This window comes from Paenibacillus sp. FSL R5-0470 (assembly GCF_037975205.1).
In the GTDB taxonomy this organism is placed as follows: domain Bacteria; phylum Bacillota; class Bacilli; order Paenibacillales; family Paenibacillaceae; genus Paenibacillus_AQ.
The window spans coordinates 6,665,097-6,689,957 of the sequence record NZ_CP150238.1; the positions used below are offsets into that span (position 1 = coordinate 6,665,097).

Below are 24,861 nucleotides of genomic sequence, written 5' to 3' on the forward strand. Positions count from 1 at the left end.
ATCAACTACGGTTACATAATAGCTTGAAGGCGCACAATCGCTTGAGCCCGGTCAACCACCTCTAATTTGCTATAAAGATTACTAATATAGTTACGGGCTGTCCCCTCCGCAATATGCAGTGTATCGGCAATTTCGCGATTGTTAAGTCCCCGGATAATGAGCTGCGCCAGCTCCTCTTCCCGTTCTGTCAGACTCATACGATCTACATTGGATCTTTGCCAATGTTCGTACTCCTCCGTCAATCTGTTCATCCTCGTCGCCAATTTGGCTGCTACCGGAGCTGGCAGAATAAATTGCCCGGATATCGTATCACGGATCGAAGAAATCATTTTATCAGCATCCATATCCTTCAGCATATAGCCGCTTGCTCCAAATGCCATACCCTCAACAATATAATCGGTCTCTATAAAAGTGGTTAAAATCAGAATGAATATATCCGGACGAATCTGCTTGATTCGTTTTAGTGCACTGATCCCATTCATGATCGGCATTTGAACATCAAGCAGTACCAGATCGGGTTGGAATGCTTCCACCATCTCGCAGGCCTCTTCCCCGTTCTTGGCAGCGCCAACCACTTCCATATCATCCTCCAGATCCAGAATGGTACGAAGTCCTTCACGCGTCAACAATTGATCATCGGCAATTACAATCTTTATCTTACTCATTTTCTATTCCCAACCCTTCGCATTGGCAGATCGATTTCCAGTAGACAGCCCTCATTCATTTCTGAATCGATGGATAAGCTACCTCCCAGTTGCTCCACCCGTTCTTTCATCGTCCTGAGTCCAAAACCCATCACTATATGACTATCTCCTGACCCACGATCTTTGAGCCTAAACTGTAAATTTGCTCCGACAGACTCCAGACTAAAATGAAACTCCGTACTCTTACCGTGTCTGATTCCGTTCGTTAGGCCCTCCTGCAAAGCATGATAGATGGCCTTTTTATAGGCTGTTGACATGGCCTCCGGCAGATCATAAATAATGGCATGGACGACAACGCCCGCATTACGTTCAGTATCGCGTATCAGTTGCTTCAACATGACCGTGAGGTCCGAATACTTGTCCTCCTTCAGCATATGGACAGAGCCGCGGATTTCATTCAAGCTATGCCGAACAAGATCCTGTGCTTCAACCAGTCGCTGAAAACCACTATCTATATCTTTTTTCTGAAGCAGCCGCTTGCCAGCTTCAATCTGCAGAATCGTCGATGTAAGTGTATGCCCAACAATATCATGAATCTCTTGGGCAATACGATTGCGTTCTTCAAAGACGGTAGCTTCGGCCAAAGCCGCAGATGTTTCTCGCATCGAACGCTCCAGACTACGAGTTCTTTCTACAACTTGGTCCTCTAGATTTTTTTTAAGATATTGGATTCCCGAATACAGCTTGGCGTTAGCGATTGAGATTGCGCATTGTGAACCAAGCAGCTTGAGCACATCGAGCCTACTTGGCGTAAATACACCTGGGGATAGGTTATTCTCCAAATAGAGCAAGCAAACCAATTTATTCTGATTCATGATAGGAAGACAAAGAACTGATTTCAGTCTATTATTCCTAACGTAAACGTTACGCGTAAATATCCCCTCACTGAGCGCATCATGTAATACAACCTGCTCCTGTGTTCTTGCTGCATAGGCTATAATCGCTGCCGGAACAAGATCTGACTCTTCCCCGAGAGGAACAGATTCGATATGCTGAGCTTCTGAGGTACCATAAGCTTCAACCATCCATTTGCCATCATGATCAAAAATAACTGCCCCATATTCGGCCCCAGCATTGTGGAGCATGATCCGCATCAGCGTGGCCAATAATCGACTCATCTCCATCTCGCCCGATAAAGCTTGAGCAGACATAACTACAGAAAGGGAATCGACTCGATCGAGCCCGGGCTCCCGTTTAATATGCAGCAAATGGCTATGCTGCTGCTCAAGGTCAGCCGCTTTAGCCTTTGCGCCCCATTGCAGATAAGCCTCGTAGGCCTCAGTCATATAGATTCTTGCTAGATGTAATTTGCCATGACGAAGTCCATATTTGCCATAGCATTCCGCCGCCATCGCTAAATCGTGAATATGGCCATTGATACGAGCAGCCTCAATAGACTGCTCATACAAGGCTTCAGCTTGTCGTGGATCTCGCGATAGGCGAGTCAGCTCAGCCTTCATCAACAAATATTTATGCTCATAATTTTCCGGGCAACGCTTAGCAAACTTTTTCATTTTCTTCAGCCGACTGTGCATTTTTACCCGGTATACACGCTGCTCTTCAGCGTTATATTCCTCATACAACTGAGCCCAGACTAAACATTCATACACGGTCTGCATAGGACTGTCTAAGCCATCTTCACGTGATTTTATAATGGCAGCTGATTTCGCTAATGCCTCACTGGCTTCGCGGTACTCCCCAAATACATAACCTGTCAAATATCGGTGTATCCAGACCATTTCTTGTATAAAATCAAAGGTATCTCCATGAACCGACTGTGCAAAATCAGGTTCGCTAATCTCTGCGATGTTAAATGGATCATCTAGTGAGCGATAACCTGTCAATCGAACTAGAGTAGCTGCAGCTATGATAGCCTGCTTACAGTGAAGACTGTTGTTATGGCGCAGCAAATCACCGGAATGAGCAATTAACCGATCATAGATATCGCCTAACGGATGGCCAAATTGCAAAAGGGAGGCACAGTTGATTAGCACACTCTGGTTGCCTTTCCATAAGTCACCTGATTCCAGTCCCACTTTACCTGCTTTCTCGGTAAACATACGGAGCATAGTTGGATCATAATGCCGCCAGCTATCGTAGCACATTGCGAACGCAGCTAAGGTTGTCATATGCACTTTCGGATAGGGTTCCGATAAGCTGCACGCCAGCATGGCCCATTTAAATGTTTCTTCATCATTACGGAAGTAATAGTATTGAAACATTGCATAGCCTATGAATCCAATGGAAGCCTCCGGAGTCATCCCATAATCGAGCGTCAATTCAATCATGGTGAAGGAAGAAGCGAGCCACCCATCTCGGTTGACATAGAAGCAGGCATTGCTCGTATGATCTAAAGTGGTCATTGCGACTCTACGAGCCTCGTCGGTCATCGGCGGTAAAAGATTAAGCGATTCGAGTGAAACCTTCTGTAGTCTGCGCCGCAATCTTAACCATTGAAGCGTCAATTGAACATAGCTAGGATCAAATTGATGGCTCACTTTCAATAGCGATAATGTATGCCGACCTAAGGAGATAACCTCTTCATGGTTATCATTACTTGCTTCCAATTGAACCTTCATCGCGTAGATGTAAGCCTTATCCGTATTTGTCGCAGCTTTATGGATTAACAGATGAAATAATTCATTAGCCTTATCAAAATGTGAACATAAGTATTCGAGCTCGGCCCTCTCACGAAATACCCGGAAGGTTAGCCCATAATGCTCCTCCCAGCTCTGCTCCTCTAGTATCGCTGTTGCCTGAAGCATATATTGTAAGGCTGTCTCATGTGCAGTCGTTTGCTTCGCTTTTATCCCTGCCTGTAAGTTCAGCTCTACCAGTTGAAGCCTCTGTTCGGGGCGATCTATCCATGTAAGCGCCTGATTGAAATGATGGACCGCTTCAAATAGAATCGTTCCTTCACTAAGAGAGCTGCGGCCTAGCAATAGCATGCCAATCCTCCAATGTAGCTCTGGGCGCACCTCTTCGGGAACAAGAGCATAAGCCGCCCGATGAATGCGGTTATGCTGGAATTTAAAATGCGTATATTCCTCCCCGTTAACAGGTTGTAGCACACGTCCATTTACAGCGACTTCCAACGCTTCGGTCAATGTCTCTACCGGAATCTCCATAATTTCGGCAAGCGTACCCACATCAAATATGCTGCCCATTAATGCAGCTCTACTAAGTGCATACACCGTCTGATCAGGAAATTGCTGTAATTTACTTGAAAGATAGGCTGCTGCATTATCAGGAACATTCAATTCAGTAATGCGCTGGAGGTCCCATTTCCAGCTTCGAAGATCCTCGTCAAATTCCACTCGCTGATCATCAATCAAATCCTGAAGGAATTGCTTAATAAATAGTGGATTCCCATCTGTCTTATGCAGAAGTACCCGCGCTAACTCGTCCAAGTCAGCAGCCTCGTAACGCATAACATCCAGTAGCAGTTGTTTTAAATCGGTGAGTTCAAGCGCTTGTAGAGATATTCTACTCATCACTACGTTGCGGTCTATCAAATGCTTTTCCAGCTTACTGAGTGGGTGCAGCCTCGTGATTTCCCGATCACGATAGGAAAGAACGATTAGCAGATGACTCGTGGCCGTGTCCTCTATAAGCGAAGTAAGATATTGCAGCGATGTTTCATCCGCCCATTGCAGATTGTCCAATATCAAGATCAAGGGATGATCTTCATGAGGAAAGAGTTGAATAAATCGGCTCATAATTAATTGAAATCGATGCTGAGCTTCCAGCGGCGGCAACGAAGGCACGGAAGGTTGGGGACCAATCAAGAGCTCAAGCTTAGGGACAAGTTCGATCAATAATTGCCCGTAACTGTCCACTGCCTGTAAAATACGCAGCTTCCAAACCTCCACCTGCAGCTTCGTTTCCATCAGCAGTTGACTGACCAATTCTTCTATAACTTGATGCCAGATGCCATAAGGGAGTGAGGTATGTAGAGATTCGAATTTGCCTCTGGCGAAAAAACCATCCAAAGAAATCGAATTTCTAAGCGTTTCTTTTAGAAAGGTTGTTTTACCGATACCACTCTCACCACTAAGCCAGACCGTCTTTACAGCACCTTGTGATGCTCGTTTCAGTGCTTCTCGTAAGCTTAGTTTCTCAAAATGTCTTCCGTAGAATCGTTCCGATACCATCCAGCGTTCCGGAATATCCCAGCTTCCTAATAGGAAGGGCTCGATGTACCCGTATTGTTGTAGGTGGGTTAGACATTCCTCAAGATCCGACTTGATTCCAAAGGCGCTGGCATATCTCGCATCGGGCATCTTCTCCATGCATTTAGCAACAATGTCAGAGACAGATAGAGGGATAGTGGGAAACCTGCGATGTAAAGGCTCAGGTGTATCTGCAAGATGACGATATACAATATCAACAACATCATGAAGCTCAAAGGGGCGACTGCCTGAAAGACATTCATACATAATGACTCCAAGCGAATAAAAGTCAGAACGATAGTCCGGGTTCAACCCAGTTCGACCCGTTTGCTCTGGCGATATATAAGGAAGCAAGGCATCCGGCCGCCCGCTTAAAGGTGACAATGGACTGGTATCATTTTCAGCGGAGCACATTCGTATATCAATAAATTTCACTTCAAAAGTAATTGGATTGACGATTAGATGAGCGGGGGTCAGTTCATTTAGTGTTATTTTTTCTCGATGAATTTGCATAAGACAATCAGCAACAGCGATGGCGATCCGAAGCAGCACTGGAAGCTCCAGTGAATCAGGTGTACGCAGTATCTGATCCAGCGTACTCCCCTCTATATCTTTTAGGAGAAGGACTGGCCGATCCGGTGTGATTTCCAGGCTATATGCCTCGATTGCTCCACGACCGCTAAGTCGCTTAAGCATGTCATACTCATGACGAAAAGCATCAACCATAGTAGATCCCGGGTACTCGCCTGTAGTTGTCTTGGCAATAACCCTAAGGCCATCTTCTTGACGTAGGAGTCTGTACAGCCTGATATCTGAGGTAGTCTCTATCAGATCTAAAGTTTGGTATCCTTGCAACTCAAACATGAACAGCACTCCCTAGTTACAATTAGGTAGACAGAATAAGCAATCTCGCAAAGCAATTATACTCATTATATCATCTGATCTCGCCATAGAATCCTATGTTGTAATTAACTTTGTCATCTATTTTGTCATATGACATCTATAAAATTCCATTGTGATAATATAGGAAAAAATACTCAATCATCCCCACATAAGGAGGATTCAAATTGCATCTTTCCTACATAGACTACCCTATGCTTGAGCACCTGTCCGATGAAGAATTACAGCAGTTAGCTCCAGAAATGCAAGAAGAGCATTATGAACCCGGCAAGCTTATCATGCAAAAGGGCGAGGTCAGCCAGCGGGTTTATATTTTGGTATCCGGTCAGGTACAAGTATTTATTAGTACGGAAATAAAGGTAGAATTGGCTATACTCACGAAAGGCCAGTTCTTCGGGGAAATGTCCTGTCTTACCGGAGACCCCATCAGTGCACATGTAGAAGCGATCGATAACGTTCATGTAATATCCGTATCCAGAAGTGGCATGCTGCTGTTAATGGACAAAAATCGCGAGTTCCGCAGCCAGATCATCGAATCCATGATCAAGAGAATCCAAAATTCCAACGAACGTGTACTGGAGGAGCATTCGAAAAGTCAGATCTTCATGAAGCTTCATGAATCCGAGGAACAAGAGCGCTATGGTGAACTGATCGGAGAAAGTGCCGAAATGCGCACACTTCTCAGATCGATTGAACATCTGTCGACGGAGCGGGTCCATGTTGTCGTGATAGGTGAATCCGGTACAGGGAAGGTAAATGTAGCAAGAGCACTTCATTACCGAGCAACGAACGGTCAATACCCGCTACTGGTGTTAAATGTAGCAGACATGAGCCTTGTTGATTGGGAGACCAAGGTTATTGCGGCAAAAGGAGGAACCATTGTCATCGAGGAAGCAGAATCCTGTCCTTCTGAGAAGCTACTACAGCTGCTGGAGGCAGCTGCACAGATTCGAATCATCCTGACTAGCACTTGTCCCTTGAAGATTGTTTCCCACTTAGCGGTCTTGCCTGTGCCTCCTCTTCGTGAGCGAACTGAAGATATACCGCTGCTTGCGCAATACTTTCTAGAAAAAGAAGGAGCGGGCAATGCGCAAGAAATCCTCTCTCAAGATGCCCTGAGCATGCTGTCCCTGTTCCCTTACCTAGACAATAATGTAGAGGAATTACGAAATATCGTGAGAGAAGCCTATATTCGTAGCGAAGGACGTATGATCTACAGTCACCATCTCCGCTTCGGCCGAGTCCGTAAAGTAGGAGACCGCCCAGTTATTGGTCTGGCGTTAGGAAGCGGCGCAGCCAGAGGCATGGCTCACCTTGGGGTGTTAAACATTCTGGAGCAGGAGGGCATTCCCATAGACATGATCGCAGGAACAAGCGTTGGATCTATGGTCGGAGGAGCCTATGCAGCCGGAATGTCTGTAAAAGAATGTATGAAGGTTCTTTCTACGATCAGTTGGGGACAACTGGTGCGTCCAACCTTCCCTATGCGGTCCCTTGTTCATAACGCGCCCATTATCAGCTTTATCGAAAAGCATGTCGGTAAGCGTCTAATTGAGGAGCTGCCTATACCCTTTGGCGCGATAGCTTCAGACGTCTCCACCGGTGAGGCTCATATCATGAGGACGGGTTCGCTTGCACATACCATTGCCGCAAGTACAGCCGTTCCCGTAGCCATGCGACCTGTCAACTATCAAGGAAAGCACTTAGCCGATGGAGCCATTGTTCATCCTGTGCCAGCTGCGCTAGTAAGGAGCATGGGAGCTGATATTGTAATAGCAGTTAACGTTTGCCCTGAATCCTTCACGAAGGGAGCAGCCAGACATCTAATAGATTCCTTAATGAATACGATTGACATCATGAGCGCAAAGCTGATAAAGGAAGAGCTGCAATTAGCGGATGTAATCTTGCGTCCCGATCTTGGCTTCAATCAAATCAGCTTTAAGGATGCGGACGACTACATAGCCGCCGGAGAAGTGGTAACAAGAGAAGCGATTGCCCAAATCCGCCAAAAAATAGCCGCTTCCTAAATACATTGCATACAAAAAAGAAAAATTCAGGAGGTGTCCCAAGAGCTATGAACTGCTACTGAGACACCTCCTCGTATTTAATGCTAATGTTATATTTTTACTCATAACACATTTCATATTTCGTTAGCCCTATCGCGTTTGCGTACAATGCTGCCTGTGTCCGATCATTAACCCGCAGCTTCGCTAAAATCTGGCTGACATGCTTCTTCACCGTAAATTCACTGATATATAGACGTGTAGCAATCGTTCTGTTGCAAGCACCTTGTCCAAGTTCAATCAGTACTTCCTTCTCTTTCGGTGTTAATTCATCCGTCGGACTGCTGCCGCTAATACGCATCTTTTCTTCCATTAGACCAGGATCATAGTACTTTCTCCCTTTATGCACCAAATGGATAGCAAAGAGTAACTCCTCCGGCAGTGCCTCTTTTAGGACATATCCATCTACTAGTACTTCTTCAGCCCTCAAAAAATCCTCCCTGCTCGCAGAGGAAGTCAACAGAATGAACTTACTAACCATGCCGCGAGCACGTGCTGTCTTAATGATATCCAAGCCCGATTCATTAACAAGCTTAAGATCAATGAGAACAATATCTGGATTTGTCGCTTCAATCACATCAAATGCTTCTTGACCATTCGTAGCTTCACCAGCGAATTGCACACCTGGCTGCATTGAAATGACAGATGCCAGCCCTCTTCTAACTAAAGGATGATCATCCACAATAACGATTTTCATAGAAAAGCCTCCCTCTAAATCTCATGGCAATCTTAATTCTCTATATCAAGTCCACTTAGGATATCGTCCAATTAACGTCTGCCCGTTTGGCCCCTTCCATCTTGAGCAGGAATTCCGACTTAAATCCAATAGCCCCTGCAAATAAAAAATTAGGAAAAGTACTTATCATCGAATTATAGCTTGTCACATTTTCGTTATAGATACGTCTACACGATTACTCATGCTGAACATTCGTAGGCTGGAAGAGTTGAACCATCTGATTCATTATAATTAATAGACTTGTCTGGTTATAGTGAGCGTTGTCATCACTTCTGTCATATTACAAAATGGATGTTTTTTACATAATACGAGTCTCATATTACGTAAGCCCAATATAAAAACAGGCGAATCATGGTTGAATACACCACAATTCGCCTGTTTTCTTCTGCCTATGGGATTTAATTGTTATCAATAAAAGAAATTAATTGTACGAGATTACCTGCGACTTGGTAAGTTAACCCCAGCATGTAAGTTCCCTTCTCCTCGTTCGATAGGTCTATAGTGAACACATCAGGATTAGCTGCCCATTCATTCATATCAAACATGATTTCTTTAGATGTTCCAGTGTTTCTGACCCCTGCCGAACTAGGGATCACTTTACTGCCATCAAGCCCTTTCACCGGATTGGTCCATTCAACCACAGGTCCCTTTAATCCTCCCACCTCTACCACTTGAGGGTCAGCCAATAAGCTCGTTAGTTTAGTTAACCCTTGTAATGGGGAGAAGTCAGTGATTTCATTTCCAGTAATATCAAGTGTCTCTAGGTTCTTAGCATACTGTAGACCTTCCAAGGATCTAGCTCTTCCTGTCTCGCTCGTTAACGTTGTAAGGTTATACATATCCCCTAGCGTTAGTTCTCCAGTTACGCCTAACGTAGTCTTGATCGAAGCACTTATATATTTGTCCGCAATGGTAATGACTTGCGTAAGGTCTATTTCGGTCAGACCTTCTATTGCTTGTTGTAACGCTGCCGAGGCTGCATCTATTTCACTTTGTGTGACAGAAGGATTAGTCAAAGCCGCTTCTGCACTCGAAAGCCTTGCCGTAAATGCCGCAATACTCTCAGCCGTGAAGCCTTCTAGAGAAATTGCTTTTGCCGCTGCAATGGCTTGCTCTAGGTCTCCAGTGAATAGGTGATCTCCATTCGCAAAATGTAGTTTGGTTCCTCCCCATGTAGCATGGTCAGATCCGTTGCCATTTCCGCCGTCTGTAACGACTAATTTCAGCTCTTTAGCTCCGTTAATATCCAATTCGATGAACTTCTGCGGATCTCTGGAGCCCATAACCCCACTATCGAATTTCTTCTCTCCATCGACAAACACTTCAAAGCTCACCGAACCGACCGTACCATACATTTGTCGATCTACACCCACATAGGAAGTGAAGTAGTCCGCGTTCTTATCGCTTAGATCGTATACAATCGTCGAGTTAGAGTGTGCTCCAATCCCTCTCTCGTAGGACACTACTTGATTGCTCTCATCGGTTAATCTCAGCGTATTGGCACTAATAGATTTATCCTTCAAAGGCGCAGTATAGCTGTTCTGAGTAGAATTCCAGTCGTAATCCGTTAGATACGTAAAGTCTGTCATATCGACCACGGCAATGGTTCTAGTCTTTGTCGTCATATTCCCATCACTATCGGTTACAGTGTACGTGATCGGATACTTTCCAGCTCTGTTAAATTTAACTTGATCTTCACCCGTAACCCTTACTTGTGCCGTCAAGTCACCATCTTCTGAATCTGTTGCCGAATAGTCTGCACCTACTGCTATTGCTTGGCCCACTTTGGTAGATACTGATTTAGCTATGGTAAGCTCCGGGGTACTGTTCAGAATTATAAACTTCGCATCAGCGAAATCACCGTGATCTGATGCATTTCCGTTGCCTGCATTGTCTAATACCAATTTCAATTCACTTACACCCTTCACAGGGATTCGAGCTAGTTTGGCTTCCGTGCCAAATTTCATCAGTCCGCTGTTATACACTTCTACCCCGTCGGCGAAAATTTTGAAGATCACACTAGAGTTGTTTTGCTCCGGGATATTTCTATCAACCCCTACAAACGTTTCAAAATATTCATAGTTTGCGCCCGCTAGATTATATACAATCTCAGAGTTAGCATGCGTTCCTAAACCCTTAGCGAACTCTTTGGTTACGCCATTTACAAGTAGTTTAATCGGATTGTTAGAACTTGCCTTATCCTTACGAACAACATTATAATCCGTTCTTGCCGACTGCCAAGCTGTATCACTCAAGTATTTACTAGCGCTATACACAACGATTGTTCTGGTCTGCACAGCTGTATTCCCATCCCGGTCTGTAACTGACAGTTCGACGTTGTAAGTGCCTGTTTTGCTTGAAGTGAAACCATTCGGACTTACCTCAACGGCTCCAATCAAGTTACCATCTTCCTTATCAACGGCTGTAACACCGGTCAAAACATCAAAGTCACTGTTCAGCTCAATAAACGTTGTCTCTTCAGGCACTGTGATAGTAGGCTTGCTTGAAGTATTCGTAAACTTCGCATCCGCCCATACCGTATGATCTGAAGCATTGCCGTCTGTAGCATCTGTGGTAACCAGCTTCACTTCTCGCGCGCCTGTCACAGGTATTTTCACAAATTCATGCTCTGTCCCTGCCCGGAAAACCTCACTCGCGAATTTCTTCTCTCCATCTACATACACTTCAAAGGTTGCAGAGGATGGCTTTCCTTTCATCGCTTGATCGATCCCGATGTAGCTTTCAAAGAAGTCATAACCTTTACCCTCAATATCATAAACAACTTCAGAGTTGGCATGTACACCGATTCCCTTGGTATAGGTCGCAGCTAACCCTTGTCGAACAAGGGTGATGATTCCACCAGAAACGGCTTTGTCTTTCTTTAATTCACCCCAACCAACAACGACTGACTTGGCAGTAAGATCCGAAAGATAAGCATAGTCACTCGTTACCGTAACCAGTGTAGTTTTGGTTTCTGTAACCCCTTCGTTCTTCACTTCATATACCACTTCGTAGTCGCCTTTTTGCGTTACATCAACGGTATTTGCTTTCAGGGTGACATTAGCAGTAATATCGTTCCCTTGGTAGTTAGTCGCTTTTACATAGTTCATCGGATCAAAAGTTTGATTAAGCTTTAACGTAATTTGATCTTCAACAGACAGCGCTGGCTTGAAGGCTTTAACCTGTACCGGCTTCAGTGGGCTCAGCTTCTTATCATAACCAACGATCTTGTACGTATAATTGATGCTGCTATCTACATTCGTGTCCACGAACTGGTCAGTCCCAGTAAACCCTACTAACTTATCGTCTCTATACACCTCATAACCTAAGAAATCTTTTTTAAGATCCTTATCTATACTGAAGCTTAATGTGTTCGATTTAGCAGTAGTGTTAGGCGTGATATTAACCTTTATCGCAACATTCTTATCTGCTATTCCTGTTCCCTCATAATGAACCACTGAATTGTTTAAATACCAGAGCTTTTTCGGTGCTGGGTATTTAGCTAACTTCTCTTTCGTTTCAGGATTCACAGTGAAGCCATGTCTGGCAAAATAGCTACTTAGGTCTAACCCCAGCACTTCAGAGGAGAACTCCACCAAATACTGCTGCTTGGAATTGTCGCCGTTCGGAAGGGAGACCTTCCGCTCGCGGTACAGCTTGGTCAGTTCTGTCCAGTAACCCGGATGCGCCAATTCTAACTGCCAATAGGCACCGAGCTGTGCAAATAAGCCCTGCTGATTCATAACCACTTTATTTTCTTCGATTACATATTTATAAATATCACTTTCAAAAGGAATACGAGTATCCATCGAGTCCGCATAGACTGACATCAGCATAGACACCATATTATTGGTTACTTCACCATATTCTCGTTCACCCATCGCCAAGCGATGCCCTATTTCATGATTCAATCCCCATCCTGGATAGACTTTGTTAAAATCACCTAACATCGTCCCTACGGTCCCAATTTGTATCCCTGTATGATCTCCCGCTGCATACATCGCACCATAAGGCTGCATCAATCGGATGTTCTCACGAATTAGCTTCGCATCATGAATCACACTACTGCCATCCAAGCCATAGAAGTCAAAGATCGTCTTCATCCAAGTATCATAGCCGGTTACGGTACCCAGCGGATCATTTTCTTGCGTAATAAACTTGTTATAAGCTTCTGTCGCAGTTCCTGTGAAAATAACATGATCGCTGACCATTTCCACCACATCGATGAGCTCGCGATCTTGAACATTCGGATGCGCTGCCTTATCTTCATCTAATTTTTGTTTATAGGTGGTTAAGAAGGCTTTAAATTGTTCAGGATCTGTAGTCTTGGTCATCATAGGGATCTTGGTAAGCCCCTCGAACCGGATCATAGGTGCTTTACCTTGTTCCTCTGCTGTATATGGATTGACGATATACACTGTACCGCCTTTAGTCACTTCATGTGCATAATAACTATTCGTAGCAAATTCAGGAACGGTTATAATATTCTTACCTGGACGCAATTGCACACCTCTAGCCCAAACATTCCAAGCCGCCTCTTGTTGAGAAAAGACTAAAGAAGGTAGTTTATCGCTCGAAGCTGCGTCCACATAAACGTTGATTGTATCTCCAGGCATTGCAACGAGACCTGTAGGCTGGTTGTTCGTCCCGAAACCAATTCTCAGGTTTTCCTGCGCATGCTTTTTCATATCTCCACGTTGTTCCGCCTCAATGAGGGTGCCTTCAGTTTGAACTTCACCATTCACTAGCTTCTTAGCTAAATCCAAAGAATCTTTCAGGATTGGATAGAGCGGATGTACTTTTGCCGCTTCTTCTAATTCATTGATTGCTTCGACGCTATTATAAGCAGGAACAACCGCACTCATCGTGCCATCTGTGAAAATACCATTTACAGCTTCGCTTACTTTATCTTCTGTATAAAATCTAAATTCAGCCGCAAAAGGTCTGTTGATATTGGCTTTTGTGAACTTGAATTTCAATCTTTTAAACTTCGTAGGTTCGAATTTAAACTCCAGAAAATCATTCGTACTAGTCGCGGTTCCGCTAGATACGAGTTGGAAGGTCTCTCCCTTACTTGTTTCTGATGCATAAATTTCAAAAGCCTCTGGGAAGCCTTTGCGGTTATCTCTAGCCAGGAAAGCCAATCTATCTAGTACTTTCGCTTGCGCTAATTCAAACACGACTTCATTCGTGAAGCTGTCATCATTGTTTTTGTTCGTTTCCCAGTGTGTATTCGGCTGGTCATCGAGCATGTATTCCGGTTTCGTACCTGGATAGCTCCCACCGTTCACCGTTACTTTTGATACATTAGAGTTGGGCATTCTATAAGCTTCGCTATAGGCATTTTCGTATGCTGTACCATAGCCTTTTAGCTTCGAAACCTTAGCCGCTGTTGCCTCTATTTGATGATTCTCCAGAAGTACTTTTGCATTCTCTATATCTGCTTGAAACTGCGCGTACAGTGGATGTGTCTGTACTTCTTGTTCTAAAGCCGTTAATTTCTCCACCGTATTAAATGCTGTGCTAACTTGACTCAAGGTATCATCTGTAAATAAATTTTTCATTTTAGCGGATACGGTATCTTCTTTGTAAAAAGAAAACTCAGCTGCACTCGCCCAATCTTGGTTAGCTTTTTTGAAGACAAATTTAAGTCTCTTGAAAGCTGTGGGTGCAAACTGAATCTCTACTACGTCACCTGCTCCGCCTTTATATTCTCCAGAGGATACTAGCGTATAATCGCCTGCATCCGTAGTTGAGCCATAAATATCAAATTCCTGAGCAAACCCCTTCCCCTTTGCACTGGATTGTCTTGCAGCGTATACGATTCTATTTAATTCAGTGGACTCATTGAAAACAAAGACAACCTCATTCGTGAACGTTGAACTGTTCGGTTTGCCCGTTTCCCAATGCGTACTCATATCGCCATCAATAGCCTTAGCTATAGGTGAACCTGAGTAGTTGCCACCGTTATTGGTAATGGATTTAATATTCGCAGGATTCATTCTAAAAACATCATTATAAGCGCTTAGGATAGCCTTGCCGTAGAGATCAAACGGAATAACTGACGCATTGCTGAATAGGTCAGCCTTGCTTTGTACTACAGTGTTCACTACACTTACCTTGCTTACATCACTTGCTAAAGCATAACCTGCCTCACTCGAAAAACTAGCTAACATGGCTGCTGATGTAGCGATCGCAATCATTTTTTTCATCTTTTCTACCCCCCAGATGTAATATGAATCTCTTCCGTGCCTAAAAATAGGCACAAAAAAAACTACCCCAAAAGAGTAGCTTGATTGCGTATAAAGTCGCATAAAAACTAAGACTTAATTTTTATTAAACTTTAACAAAAAGCGTAATACACTCTTTGGCAGCTGGCTGACAATAGTTATGATAACCTTAGTCCCTATAGCTTTGCGTCCCTACATTTCCATAGGTTTGCCTATGAAGTTTCGAATACATTACAAAGAGTAACATAACGCTACATCTGATCGCATGATTAATTGGTATGAAATCCGAATAGGTAATTGCAATTACTTTTTCTATCGTGATAGATATTCTTTATCGAGTATCCCGGAAGAGAGAGGACACTTTAGGACTGGAGGTCTACTTAACTCCCCGCACCAAACAAACGCCGGAACCAATTCCACACATCGCCCGTGATGGGAATTAACCCGAAGCCATGCTCGCCAACTGCGATTAGGCCATATGCCCATTGGCCAATAGCTACTGCTCCCCCAGCAATCCGTCCTATGGCTACCGCCCCAAATGCCGTATCACCTATGGCGACAGCTCCCAACGCTTTTTCGGCTATCGCGATCGCGCCTACAGCCACTCCTGCAATGGCAATCGCTCCAGCTGCGAAGCCAAGCCAGCTAATTGCTATCGCTCCAAGGGCTAACCACATTCCTAGTGATATTGCACCCACGGATAGAACCCCTACGCTTATCGCACCTATGGAAATCAAGCCTACAGCCACATCTCCAATAGCAATTAATCCAACAGCTGTCTTCACTTGTGGCTTGCTTCCGTGACCATACCCCTGACCTGAGTAGCGACCCAAATTGCTGCGAATACTTACCACCGGAAATGATGGAGACGGCCATTGATAATCAATTTCTCGTCCACCTAACCCTCTAGAATCCGCCCAGTGTGTGATGTACTTATGCCATTTCATATCCATCCCGTCCCCCTTCTCAATTACCTTAATTATACAACCCCGGGGGTTGGCTGTACTCAGACTCTGACCTGAAATTCATCTCATCCTCTAGACGGAGTTATACTCATTAGGATCACTGTTTGGGAATAGGATCAGGCTTTCCAAATAAATATCCCTGAAACAACTGATAACCACTCTGCTTAAGCCATTCAAAGTCCTCTCTAAACTCCACACCTTCTGCTAAAGGAACGGATTGTATTTCTAAAGCTTTTTGTAAAAATTGTTTAGCTATTTTCTGTTTGTTCAGATCGCTGGACACACCCTGCACATATTTCATATCCAGCTTCATGTAATGGGGTTTAAGCTCCAATAACATCTCGATCGTGCTGAAGCCCTCGCCAACATCATCTAAAGCGTATTCAAATCCCCGATCCTTGTAATATATCAAAATAGCTTTCAAATGAGCGAGATCATCCACTTTCTCCGTCTCAACAACTTCAAAGACAAAAAGAGAGGGATCGACGCCTAATTGATTGGCCAGTTCAACGGTTGATCTTAAGCAGAACTCTGGCGCGTAGATCGACGTTGGGATAAAATTAATAAACGTTTTTTTATTTAAGGGTGCAGCATATTTTACAGCAGTCATTCTACATAACCGGTCTAAAGCATATAAACGCCCACGATTCCGTGCCGCCGCAAAAATCTCATTAGGATAGATAAGGGACCCATCTTCTTTTTTAAATCTGGATAGGAGCTCGTATGCAAAAATCTCTTCCCGTACGTTCACAATCGGTTGGAAGTGACAAGTAACTAAGCCCTTAGTTATAACCTCATCAATCCACTCCATATCAAGTACAGTAGGTAATTCGGATAGAGGTCTCCATGTTTGGTCATCTATACGGAATTCAAACTGCTCCGACTCCATATGGTCATTACAGAAATCTAGAAAATCCCGCACCCCAGCCTCCTTTATCGTAATCACATTTTCTTCTACCTTATGTATCGTATTACTTCTACTCAAGTGATGAATAACCTCAGGTAAAACCCTAAGATTAAGCTCACCATGAACCTTGATTTGAAAATCCAGCTCTCTTACTGCACAATGATTACAAGCCATATTGGTAACCCCTCTAATTAACGATTCTCTGAAAAAGATCCCGGAACTACTAGTCACAATCAAAATCCGTATACTCCAGTAAATACGCCGGGTCTAACACGGTGATCTGCTGATGTTGAATATCAAAAAACATTCCATAGTTTTGTATGCCAACATACTGATAATAAATCATCATCCTGTTATATTCTATCGTAACGTTGTCACATAGGCTTGATGCCAATACGAATTATAAAGGAGATCCATTCATGAGATATAATTTTGACGGAAAAGGACTTACCGAAACGCCAGAGATCATTTTTGAGAGTAATCCTCTACTAGAACTCAGCATGTACAACAACCACATTAAAGAGATTCCCGATCAGCTCTTCCTTCATGATGAATTAGAAGTACTAAATTATGCGGGTAATGAAATCGAACGGTTACCCGACAACATCAGTCGTTTAGTTCACTTGCAAATGCTGGATTTAGGCCATAATCGACTAAAAGTACTGCCGGAGAGCATTGGCGGACTGCAAGGGTTGAATTCCTTTCTATATCTAAGCAATAATCAGTTCGAACAGCTGCCGGAGCAGCTTTGTAATCTCCAGAAGCTCAAGTATCTGAACGTAACAGATAATCACCTCAAGCAATTGCCTGTCCGTATAGGCGAAATGAGCAGTCTAATTGAATTGCGGCTATATTACAATCAGCTAGAAGGTCTACCTGATTCGATCACACAAATAAAAGGGTTAAGAGAGCTCCATCTGTATGGCAATCAACTGACCGTTTTACCCGAGCATTTGGGTGCTATAGAAGAGCTTCGGATTCTTGATTTAAGTGATAATCGAATTGCTGCGCTGCCTTTATCCATTGGTAAACTAAGCAAGCTAAGAAGACTGAACCTTAGAAAAAATAAACTGAATCAGCTGCCTGAGGAAATAGGTCAACTAAGCAGCCTCATAGAGCTTGACCTAAGAGATAATCATCTGCAGGAGATTCCAGATTCCCTGCTACAGCTGGATCGATTAGAGAAGCTGGATCTCAGATGGAATCACAGCTTGAGGGGAACAGACATTGTAGAGCAATTAGAGCAAAGAGGATGTATCGTTTATAAATAGTCACACTGATAAAAAAAAGGGAACAGACTTGGACCTTTCGCCCAATCTGTTCCCTTTTGTTCAAGCTTAAACTGTATCTCTTAATCGTTCCACAACACTTTGCTTACTTATACTCCGAAAGGCAACATACGGAATAATAACAGACAGGACAAGTAGCGCAGGATATGCCATCAGTAAAGGGATAATGGTGAACTTATAACTGAAGAACCACAAGTTCCCGACCACACCTCCAATAACTCCATAGGAAAAGAGTATACCGAGAACAAGCGAAACAATGATCGTCGCAGCTGCATAATATAGTCCTTCAAAAACTACCATCTTACGTAATTGTTTATCCGTCATACCTATACTTTGCATAATCGCAAACTCTTGTCGACGGGATAGTAGGCTAGTCAGCATGGAATTAATGAAATTCAAAATACCTATCAAACCAATGATCAGGCATAACATTCCACCGACATTGATAAGCATGCTTTGTAGTCCTTTAAAGCTATCTAGTAAGGTCAGCTTAGAGTCATAATTCATAAGAGGCTCAGTATCTTTCGTATAACTCTTCAGAAAGGTATCCATAGCTTGCTCATAGTTTTTCTCAACGTTAAATGCATAAGTCATAACTATAGGCCGTTCAACAATCTTAGTAAATTCATCTGCAGGCAGGTACATCGTAAAGCTGCTTCCCCTGCGATTGGTATTCGTATAATAGTCTGTTTTTGCTTTCGCTAGAACTTCATATTCATGCATTTGACCATCTACAGTGATCTGTACCTTCTCCCCAATTTTGTAGCGGTCGACATCCCATTGAACATTATCATGATCATCAGCAGGTAATCCTTCAATGATATATTTTCCCGTCGCAAGCTTGTCTAAATCCAGTTCTCCTTCCACAATGTCAAGCCTTGAGAAAGGCAAATCCTCTAACCCATATAAATCAAGCTGTTGATCATCGCCTTCAGGAAGAAGAAGACTATGACCGGTATAAGCGATTCGATTATCGCCAGTATAGTGAATCTTACTATCACTCAAATTGTAATATAATTTACCGCCCTCTTCGAATCCTGGCTGAGACTTTACGGCATGAATAAAGCTTTCAGATAACTCATCTTCTTCAGAACGAAACATATTCAGATTAAAATAATTGGCATGACCGATCAGGAAGTCCGTATCTGCGAATTTCGAAAGATACTTATCCATATCCATTCCCTTGGAGAGCGTAAATACAGTATTAAGCACTACTAGACTAAGCGAGAGTGACAATACTACTAACAGCGTACGCTTTTTGTTGCGGCTGAGATTAGAGCGTGCCATTTTATGCAGTTTACCACCATCGGTACCCTTCTTACTGGTTTTATGGATATGATCGGTAACCTCACTGTAACGTACCGCCTCCACAGGGGAAACACTACCTGCTATCTTGCCAGGCTTACGAGTACTAATAAATATAGTGATTAGCGCAAATAATGCCGCTCCAATAAATATAATTGGATTCAGAGACACTTCGGCTACTGTGGCCCCAATTTCACTGACTCCTACAATCATTGGTAAACAAGCTTTACCTATGACGAATCCAATTACTAATCCAAAGGGAATACCGATTACAGAAAGCAGTAGTGCTTGCTTAGTAAGCATGCTTTTAATCTGTTTAGACGTTGTTCCAATCGTTTTCAGCAATCCATAAAATTTAATATCCTTAATGACGGAGATTTGAAAGATATTAAAAATGATCAAATATCCTGTGATAATAATCAGTATCGCTGCTGCAGCGGCAGATATGAGGGTTGATGGATCGAAATTAAAACTTGATGATAGATATGCCCAGTTCGGATTACCCTCAATATCGGTGGAGCTCGCGGGACCTACACTATCGTCTGAACGATAGGTATAGCCGCTTTCTGTAACTACTTGTTCAAGCTTCTGCTGGATATTTCGGCTATTGCTGAACAGAATATCTGCACTGATTGTACCTGTCATATCATAATCCGTTTTATAGGTGAGCGGTATATCAGCCAAAACCGTATCTACAAATGCTTTGGACACTACCGCAGTTCCCACATTTTGGGAAGCTGTGTCACTTTCCCAAAAACCGCTTAACACGAAATCCTTATGGTAAATCTTTTCTTTAATCGTATAGGACAGCGTTACTTTCTCACCTACCAGATGAGGAATTCCGAGCAGATCCAAGGTCATGCTATCTGTAATAATCTCATCTTCTTGCTGTGGTATACGCCCTGTCGTTGGTGCAGTGAATCGTAGCTTAGTATCCGCTTCATCCTCATACCGCATCTCCACGGGACGCTTCAAGAACTCTGGATTATCAGCATACGTAATGAATTTGTTATAACCAATTTCTTTAATCAGCGGATGATCTTTGATCGCGTTGAACTGCTCTTCTGTAATGTACTTAAGTGCCCCATGAGCACTCCCCCCACTTTGTCGCATCGTTTGGTTCTGAAAGCTCTTTCCCATCCCTATACCGATCGTAAACAGCGTGGTAAATAAAACAGTAGTTAATGAAATCGCAATAATCGCCATCAGATTTCTAGTCTTGTTAGCTTTAAAGCTGGCAAAGGCAAGCCGAGATACAATCTTCCGATTGGAAACCTTCATCATGTTACTCACCACCTACAATTTTGCCGTCCTCGATGCGAATCACACGGTCCGCCAATTGAGCGATCTCTTCGTTATGAGTAATCATGACGATCGTTTGATTGAATTGCTTACTTGTTACCTTAAGTAATCCCAGCACATCCATACTTGTCTTGCTGTCCAAATTACCTGTAGGTTCATCAGCCAGAATGATTGCTGGTTTAGTGGCAAGGGCTCTCGCAATGGCTACCCGTTGCTGCTGTCCACCGGAAAGGTTATTAGGCAGGCTATACAGCTTGCTCTCTAGTCCTAGCGTTGTCACAATTTGTCCAACAAAATCTTGATCTACCTTATTCCCATCTAGTTCAATGGGCAAAACGATATTCTCAAATACATTCAATATCGGTACTAAGTTATAGTTTTGAAAAATAAACCCGATCTTGCGGCGACGAAAAATCGTCAATTCATCATCTTTTAGATCAAAGATGTTCTTCCCTTCGACTAATACCTCACCGCTAGTAGGACGATCCAGACCTCCTAGCATATGTAGCAATGTAGATTTACCACTGCCCGAGGTTCCTACAATGGCAACGAACTCTCCATTCTCTATAGCTAAATTAATACCATCTAAAGCGCGTACTTTATTCAGTTCATTTCCATAATGTTTCATCAGATCACAGGTCTCTAATATTTTCATTCGAAATCATCCTCCATAAGAAAAAATCTATACCGTAAATGCCTTTAGCATCCTACGATATAGACTATAACAGCCACTTCTTTCATGCTTCTTTCGGAAATCTATCAGTATTGAAAGATTTGGAGGGAGAAGGCTCTCTCGGTAGGAAGATTGAAAAGGTGGAACCTTTTTGAACAGCAGAGCTCACTTTGATATAGCCCTTTTGCATCGTTATAATCTCTCTTGTCAAGTAAAGTCCTATACCTACACCTTCTACCTGACTCACCTGAGGCGAGCGATAGAAGCGTTTAAAAATCAGATTAATCTCATGTTCCTCCATACCGATACCCGTATCTGTAATATCCATACGTATGAATAACTCATATGCTGTGGTAGAGATCGTAATCATACCCTGTTCAGGTGTGTATTTGATGCTATTATCTACAATATTAAAGAGGGCCTCCTCGGTCCACTTGGGATCAAATATGGCAGTTAACTCCTCTTCACATTCTATATTGAGACTTATATGCTTGAGTTGTGCTTGCTCTTCTACCTGGGCAACTGTACATTGGATTAAATCCTTGATTCGATTGGGCTGCGGATTGACATAGATAATTCCTGCCTCCATTCGTGACGTCTTAATCAACGCTTGGATCAGGAAATTCAATTTCTCCGATTGCTGTGCGATCTGGCTACTCAGATCTGCTGTAGGACTGCCTGTTTGCTCTTGCTCTTGTAATAGCTGGACATACAGTAGAATATTAGCAATGGGTGTCTTCGTCTGATGCGATATATCCGAGATTAGCATCTTAATACGATCTTTCTCCCTACTAATATCCCGCTCACCTGTGGTGGACGCAATTAGAAATCGATTCAGCTTCGTCTCCATTTGAGACAGCATTGTTTCATCATAGCTGGATTCCGCAAACGTATTATTAATGGCCTTATCCAACATCGAATTTATTTGATTAAACATAGCTTTGTTATTGCGATTATAAATGAACGCGGTCAAGCTACTAGCAATAGCAGCAACGACTACCGCCACGATCACATACATATAAACATTTGGCATGTTATTTCACCGCCCACGTATATCCAATTCCATACACCGTTTGAATATACCGAGGCGCTGCTGGTACTTCCTCCAACTTATTGCGCAGGCGGCTAATCGTAACGGACAATGCGTTCTCATCCACGTATTCTGTACCATCCGTCCAGATCTTATCAATTAATGTAGCACGTGAAACTGTAATCCCCTTATTTAAGACAAGCAGACGCAACAGCTTCTGCTCCGTCTTACTTAGAACGACTTGCTGTCCTTTATTCGTGAATTCCATCTCATCAAAGTTAAAGCTGAAATCATCAATCCGCAGGACGGATGTGACGCCCTTGTCCGAAGCCGCTCTGCGCAAAAGTGCCGCTACTCGCGCCCGTAGAATCATGAGGCTAAAAGGCTTGGTCATATAATCATCCGCACCTAGCTCAAACCCCGTCACTACGTCAATCTCCATATCATTAGCAGTTAACATTAAGATGGGAACAGCGGAAGTCTTGCGAATTTCTCCGCACCATTCAGCACCATTACCATCAGGAAGATTAATATCCAAAATAATCAAATCAATTTCATGGCTGACAAGAAATTGATCGGCTTGTTTAATTGTGAAGGCTTGTAGAAAGCTAAAAGACTCCTGCCTTAAAGAGAGGACAATACCGTTATTCAATGCGATGTCGTCTTCTACGATTAAGATATTGGGCATGGTTCATACCCCCTTTCATAACTTCAATATTACACAGCATAACTATTATTGTATTAAAAAAAAGCCCCCTGTTAAAGAAGCTTTTCATTCAAATCTATGCTATGCGTGACGCGGTTTCTCCCCTGTTCTTTAGAGGCATAGAGCGCTTGATCAGCTTTTTGCAGAAGGGTGGTTTCTGAATCGGCTGGAATAAATGTAGCTATACCAATACTCACCGTAATCCGGCCCATTTCCCAAGTTGAATACGCGATAGATTTCCGTAAATTCTCAGCTATAGTCTTTGACTCCGAGATGTCTGTATTAGGTAAAAGAAGTATGAATTCCTCACCGCCATATCTAACCGCCATATCCTCTTTACGAGATTGCAGTTTCAAGATACTCGCCATTTTCTCCAGTACATAGTCACCTGTCTGATGCCCATAGGTGTCGTTCACTTTTTTAAAATGATCAATATCTATAATACACAGCGAAAATGCTGCTTGAACTTGGCCATACCCTACAATCTGCTCTTCCAGCTTCTCTTGAAGAAACCTTCTATTCTTCAGCCCAGTCAGCTTATCTGTATTAGATAATTCTACTAAAACGGCATTCATCTCCATCAATTCAGCTTGCTTTTGCTCGATTTCCAGGTGAATTTGTTTGAGCTTTGCCAGCGCCTGATCTTTTTCCCAATAAGCCTCTTCTATTTGCTTCTTCGCAGATCGTAACTCTAGCTCATAATCAATACGTTTGCCCATCTGTACTAAAATACAATCAATGACCTCTACACCTTCACACTCAAGGCGTCTGCCATTTAACAAGTAAGGGACGGCTTGTCCCTTGCTGTCCTTCAAATTGATAAATAACTCTTCCACCTGTCCATTCAGATTGATAAAAGGATAGAAGTATGAATGAAAAATAAGCTTGTTTGCCGTAGACATGATAGATTCAAAATGCTTATGCACCAAATCAACCTGCTTATACCCCATACGGTCCAAGAACGTCTGATTTACATCCTTGATTATTCCTTCATGGGTAATAGAAACATAGCCACAAGGCGCAAATCTTAATCGGTCATCCATGATCTAAATATCCTTTCAACACAGCATAATCTCATCTAGCTTACGTAAGATATTCATTAATTAAAGTGATGGTCTCCTCAGGATGGCTTATATGCGGGTAATGCCCTTTAGCCTCCATTAACCGGAAGGTGCTATTATTCAAGTGTTTATGTAGATATTCTCCAGCCGCTATAGGTACGATACTGTCATCCGAGCATTGTAGAATAAGTGTAGGGATTGTAGCCTTAGGTAGATCTTCCCTATGATCTGAAAAGAACGTAACTTCTGCAAATTCCCTTGCAATAACAGGATCTGCCGAGATAAAGCTGCGCTCCAGCTCTTTCGTTAACATTGGGTCAGGGTTGTTCATAGCAAGAGGTGCCATAAAGCTAGCCCAGCCAGCAAAATTCATCTCCATCATCTCCAGAAGCTCGGTAATATCGCTCTTCTCGAAGCCTCCGAAATAAGTATCCCCCTCATTTAAATAACATGAAGAAGGACCAATCATAATCATTTTATCAAAATAATCCGGCCGCTCAATCGAAGCAAGCATCCCGATCATAGAGCTAATCGAATGACCTATAAAAATAATATCTTTGAGTTCCAACGTTTCGATGACATCCAATACATCCTGTACATAGCCGTGGAGCGTATGATATTTATCTGTTGTATATGCACTTAAATCTGAGTTACCTGAACCTACATAATCAAATAGAACGATTCGATATTTCTTCTCAAAAGAAGGCGTGATAAACTGCCACATGCTCTGGTCACACCCAAATCCATGTGCAAAAAGGATGGTTCTTTCTCCTTCTCCAATCACTTTCACATGATTCCGCGCCCTAACATCGTTCATT

The 24,861-nt window shown here is 43.0% G+C and carries 15 protein-coding genes and 1 riboswitch; of the genes, 2 read left to right on the plus strand and 13 right to left on the minus strand.

Going from position 1 to position 24,861, the window contains the following annotated elements:
- Positions 1-11: 11 nt before the first annotated feature.
- Together MKY99_RS29570 and MKY99_RS29575 are read right to left on the minus strand one after the other, a co-directional pair.
- Positions 12-665, minus strand: a complete 654-nt coding sequence (locus MKY99_RS29570) for a response regulator transcription factor (RefSeq protein WP_042192856.1) — start codon at positions 663-665, stop codon at positions 12-14.
- The gene (locus MKY99_RS29575) at positions 662-5,740 is read right to left on the minus strand and encodes an AAA family ATPase (RefSeq protein WP_339267865.1); all 5,079 of its coding nucleotides are present in this window, start codon (positions 5,738-5,740) and stop codon (positions 662-664) included. Before MKY99_RS29575 ends, MKY99_RS29570 begins: the two co-directional genes overlap by 4 nt.
- Before the next feature lie 230 nt (positions 5,741-5,970).
- Here MKY99_RS29575 and MKY99_RS29580 point away from each other — a divergent pair, with 230 nt between their 5' ends.
- A complete protein-coding gene (locus tag MKY99_RS29580; protein ID WP_339267867.1) occupies positions 5,971-7,803 on the plus strand; it encodes a patatin-like phospholipase family protein in 1,833 nt (610 codons plus the stop codon).
- Positions 7,804-7,900: 97 nt separating this feature from the next.
- On the opposite strand, the gene MKY99_RS29585 is transcribed toward MKY99_RS29580, so the two are convergent.
- The 5 genes from MKY99_RS29585 to MKY99_RS29605 all read right to left on the minus strand — a co-directional run bounded on the left by MKY99_RS29585 (position 7,901) and on the right by MKY99_RS29605 (position 17,071).
- Positions 7,901-8,536, minus strand: coding sequence for a response regulator transcription factor (locus MKY99_RS29585; RefSeq protein WP_339267869.1), 636 nt, complete (start codon positions 8,534-8,536; stop codon positions 7,901-7,903).
- Positions 8,537-8,973: 437 nt separating this feature from the next.
- Positions 8,974-14,787, minus strand: a complete 5,814-nt coding sequence (locus MKY99_RS29590) for an NPCBM/NEW2 domain-containing protein (protein ID WP_339267871.1) — start codon at positions 14,785-14,787, stop codon at positions 8,974-8,976.
- Between the two features lie 154 nt (positions 14,788-14,941).
- Positions 14,942-15,028, minus strand: a riboswitch (cyclic di-GMP riboswitch).
- A 157-nt stretch (positions 15,029-15,185) separates the two neighbouring features.
- Positions 15,186-15,758 (minus strand): hypothetical protein, encoded by a 573-nt coding sequence (locus MKY99_RS29595; protein WP_231573362.1) that lies wholly within the window; start codon positions 15,756-15,758, stop codon positions 15,186-15,188.
- A 109-nt stretch (positions 15,759-15,867) separates the two neighbouring features.
- A complete protein-coding gene (locus tag MKY99_RS29600) occupies positions 15,868-16,851 on the minus strand; it encodes an EAL domain-containing protein (protein WP_339267874.1) in 984 nt (327 codons plus the stop codon).
- 49 nt (positions 16,852-16,900) lie between these two features.
- Positions 16,901-17,071 (minus strand): hypothetical protein, encoded by a 171-nt coding sequence (locus MKY99_RS29605; protein ID WP_339267876.1) that lies wholly within the window; start codon positions 17,069-17,071, stop codon positions 16,901-16,903.
- Positions 17,072-17,096: 25 nt separating this feature from the next.
- On the opposite strand from MKY99_RS29605, the gene MKY99_RS29610 reads away from it, so the two are divergent.
- Positions 17,097-17,948 (plus strand): leucine-rich repeat domain-containing protein, encoded by an 852-nt coding sequence (locus MKY99_RS29610; protein ID WP_339267878.1) that lies wholly within the window; start codon positions 17,097-17,099, stop codon positions 17,946-17,948.
- A 66-nt stretch (positions 17,949-18,014) separates the two neighbouring features.
- Here the strand turns inward: MKY99_RS29610 and MKY99_RS29615 are convergent, their stop codons facing one another.
- The 6 genes from MKY99_RS29615 to MKY99_RS29640 all read right to left on the minus strand — a co-directional run bounded on the left by MKY99_RS29615 (position 18,015) and on the right by MKY99_RS29640 (position 24,860).
- On the minus strand, positions 18,015-20,555 hold the full coding sequence (locus MKY99_RS29615) for an FtsX-like permease family protein (RefSeq protein ID WP_339267880.1): 2,541 nt from the start codon (positions 20,553-20,555) through the stop codon (positions 18,015-18,017).
- A gap of 1 nt (position 20,556) precedes the next feature.
- Positions 20,557-21,228 (minus strand): ABC transporter ATP-binding protein, encoded by a 672-nt coding sequence (locus MKY99_RS29620; RefSeq protein ID WP_339267882.1) that lies wholly within the window; start codon positions 21,226-21,228, stop codon positions 20,557-20,559.
- A gap of 82 nt (positions 21,229-21,310) precedes the next feature.
- Complete coding sequence (locus tag MKY99_RS29625) at positions 21,311-22,279, minus strand: HAMP domain-containing sensor histidine kinase (RefSeq protein ID WP_339267884.1); 969 nt, start codon at positions 22,277-22,279, stop codon at positions 21,311-21,313.
- Between the two features lies 1 nt (position 22,280).
- Positions 22,281-22,964 carry a response regulator transcription factor gene (locus MKY99_RS29630; protein WP_339267886.1) on the minus strand — a complete coding sequence of 228 codons (684 nt, stop codon included), beginning with the start codon at positions 22,962-22,964 and terminating at the stop codon, positions 22,281-22,283.
- A gap of 71 nt (positions 22,965-23,035) precedes the next feature.
- Positions 23,036-24,025 (minus strand): sensor domain-containing diguanylate cyclase, encoded by a 990-nt coding sequence (locus tag MKY99_RS29635; protein ID WP_339267888.1) that lies wholly within the window; start codon positions 24,023-24,025, stop codon positions 23,036-23,038.
- 40 nt (positions 24,026-24,065) lie between these two features.
- Positions 24,066-24,860: an alpha/beta hydrolase gene (locus MKY99_RS29640; protein ID WP_042192872.1), complete on the minus strand. Its 795-nt coding sequence runs from the start codon at positions 24,858-24,860 to the stop codon at positions 24,066-24,068.
- Position 24,861 lies beyond the last annotated feature (1 nt).

Excerpts from the sequence above, each read along its gene's own strand:
- MKY99_RS29595 (WP_231573362.1), bottom strand. The coding sequence starts at position 15,758 with ATGGATATGAAATGGCATAAGTACATCACACACTGGGCGGATTCTAGA.
- MKY99_RS29620 (WP_339267882.1), bottom strand. The coding sequence starts at position 21,228 with ATGAAAATATTAGAGACCTGTGATCTGATGAAACATTATGGAAATGAA.
- MKY99_RS29575 (WP_339267865.1), bottom strand. The coding sequence starts at position 5,740 with ATGTTTGAGTTGCAAGGATACCAAACTTTAGATCTGATAGAGACTACC.
- MKY99_RS29610 (WP_339267878.1), top strand. The coding sequence starts at position 17,097 with ATGAGATATAATTTTGACGGAAAAGGACTTACCGAAACGCCAGAGATC.
- MKY99_RS29585 (WP_339267869.1), bottom strand. The coding sequence starts at position 8,536 with ATGAAAATCGTTATTGTGGATGATCATCCTTTAGTTAGAAGAGGGCTG.
- MKY99_RS29590 (WP_339267871.1), bottom strand. The coding sequence starts at position 14,787 with ATGAAAAAAATGATTGCGATCGCTACATCAGCAGCCATGTTAGCTAGT.
- MKY99_RS29615 (WP_339267880.1), bottom strand. The coding sequence starts at position 20,555 with ATGATGAAGGTTTCCAATCGGAAGATTGTATCTCGGCTTGCCTTTGCC.
- MKY99_RS29635 (WP_339267888.1), bottom strand. The coding sequence starts at position 24,025 with ATGGATGACCGATTAAGATTTGCGCCTTGTGGCTATGTTTCTATTACC.
- MKY99_RS29600 (WP_339267874.1), bottom strand. The coding sequence starts at position 16,851 with ATGGCTTGTAATCATTGTGCAGTAAGAGAGCTGGATTTTCAAATCAAG.
- MKY99_RS29580 (WP_339267867.1), top strand. The coding sequence starts at position 5,971 with ATGCTTGAGCACCTGTCCGATGAAGAATTACAGCAGTTAGCTCCAGAA.
- MKY99_RS29640 (WP_042192872.1), bottom strand. The coding sequence starts at position 24,860 with ATGAACGATGTTAGGGCGCGGAATCATGTGAAAGTGATTGGAGAAGGA.
- MKY99_RS29625 (WP_339267884.1), bottom strand. The coding sequence starts at position 22,279 with ATGCCAAATGTTTATATGTATGTGATCGTGGCGGTAGTCGTTGCTGCT.
- MKY99_RS29630 (WP_339267886.1), bottom strand. The coding sequence starts at position 22,964 with ATGCCCAATATCTTAATCGTAGAAGACGACATCGCATTGAATAACGGT.
- MKY99_RS29570 (WP_042192856.1), bottom strand. The coding sequence starts at position 665 with ATGAGTAAGATAAAGATTGTAATTGCCGATGATCAATTGTTGACGCGT.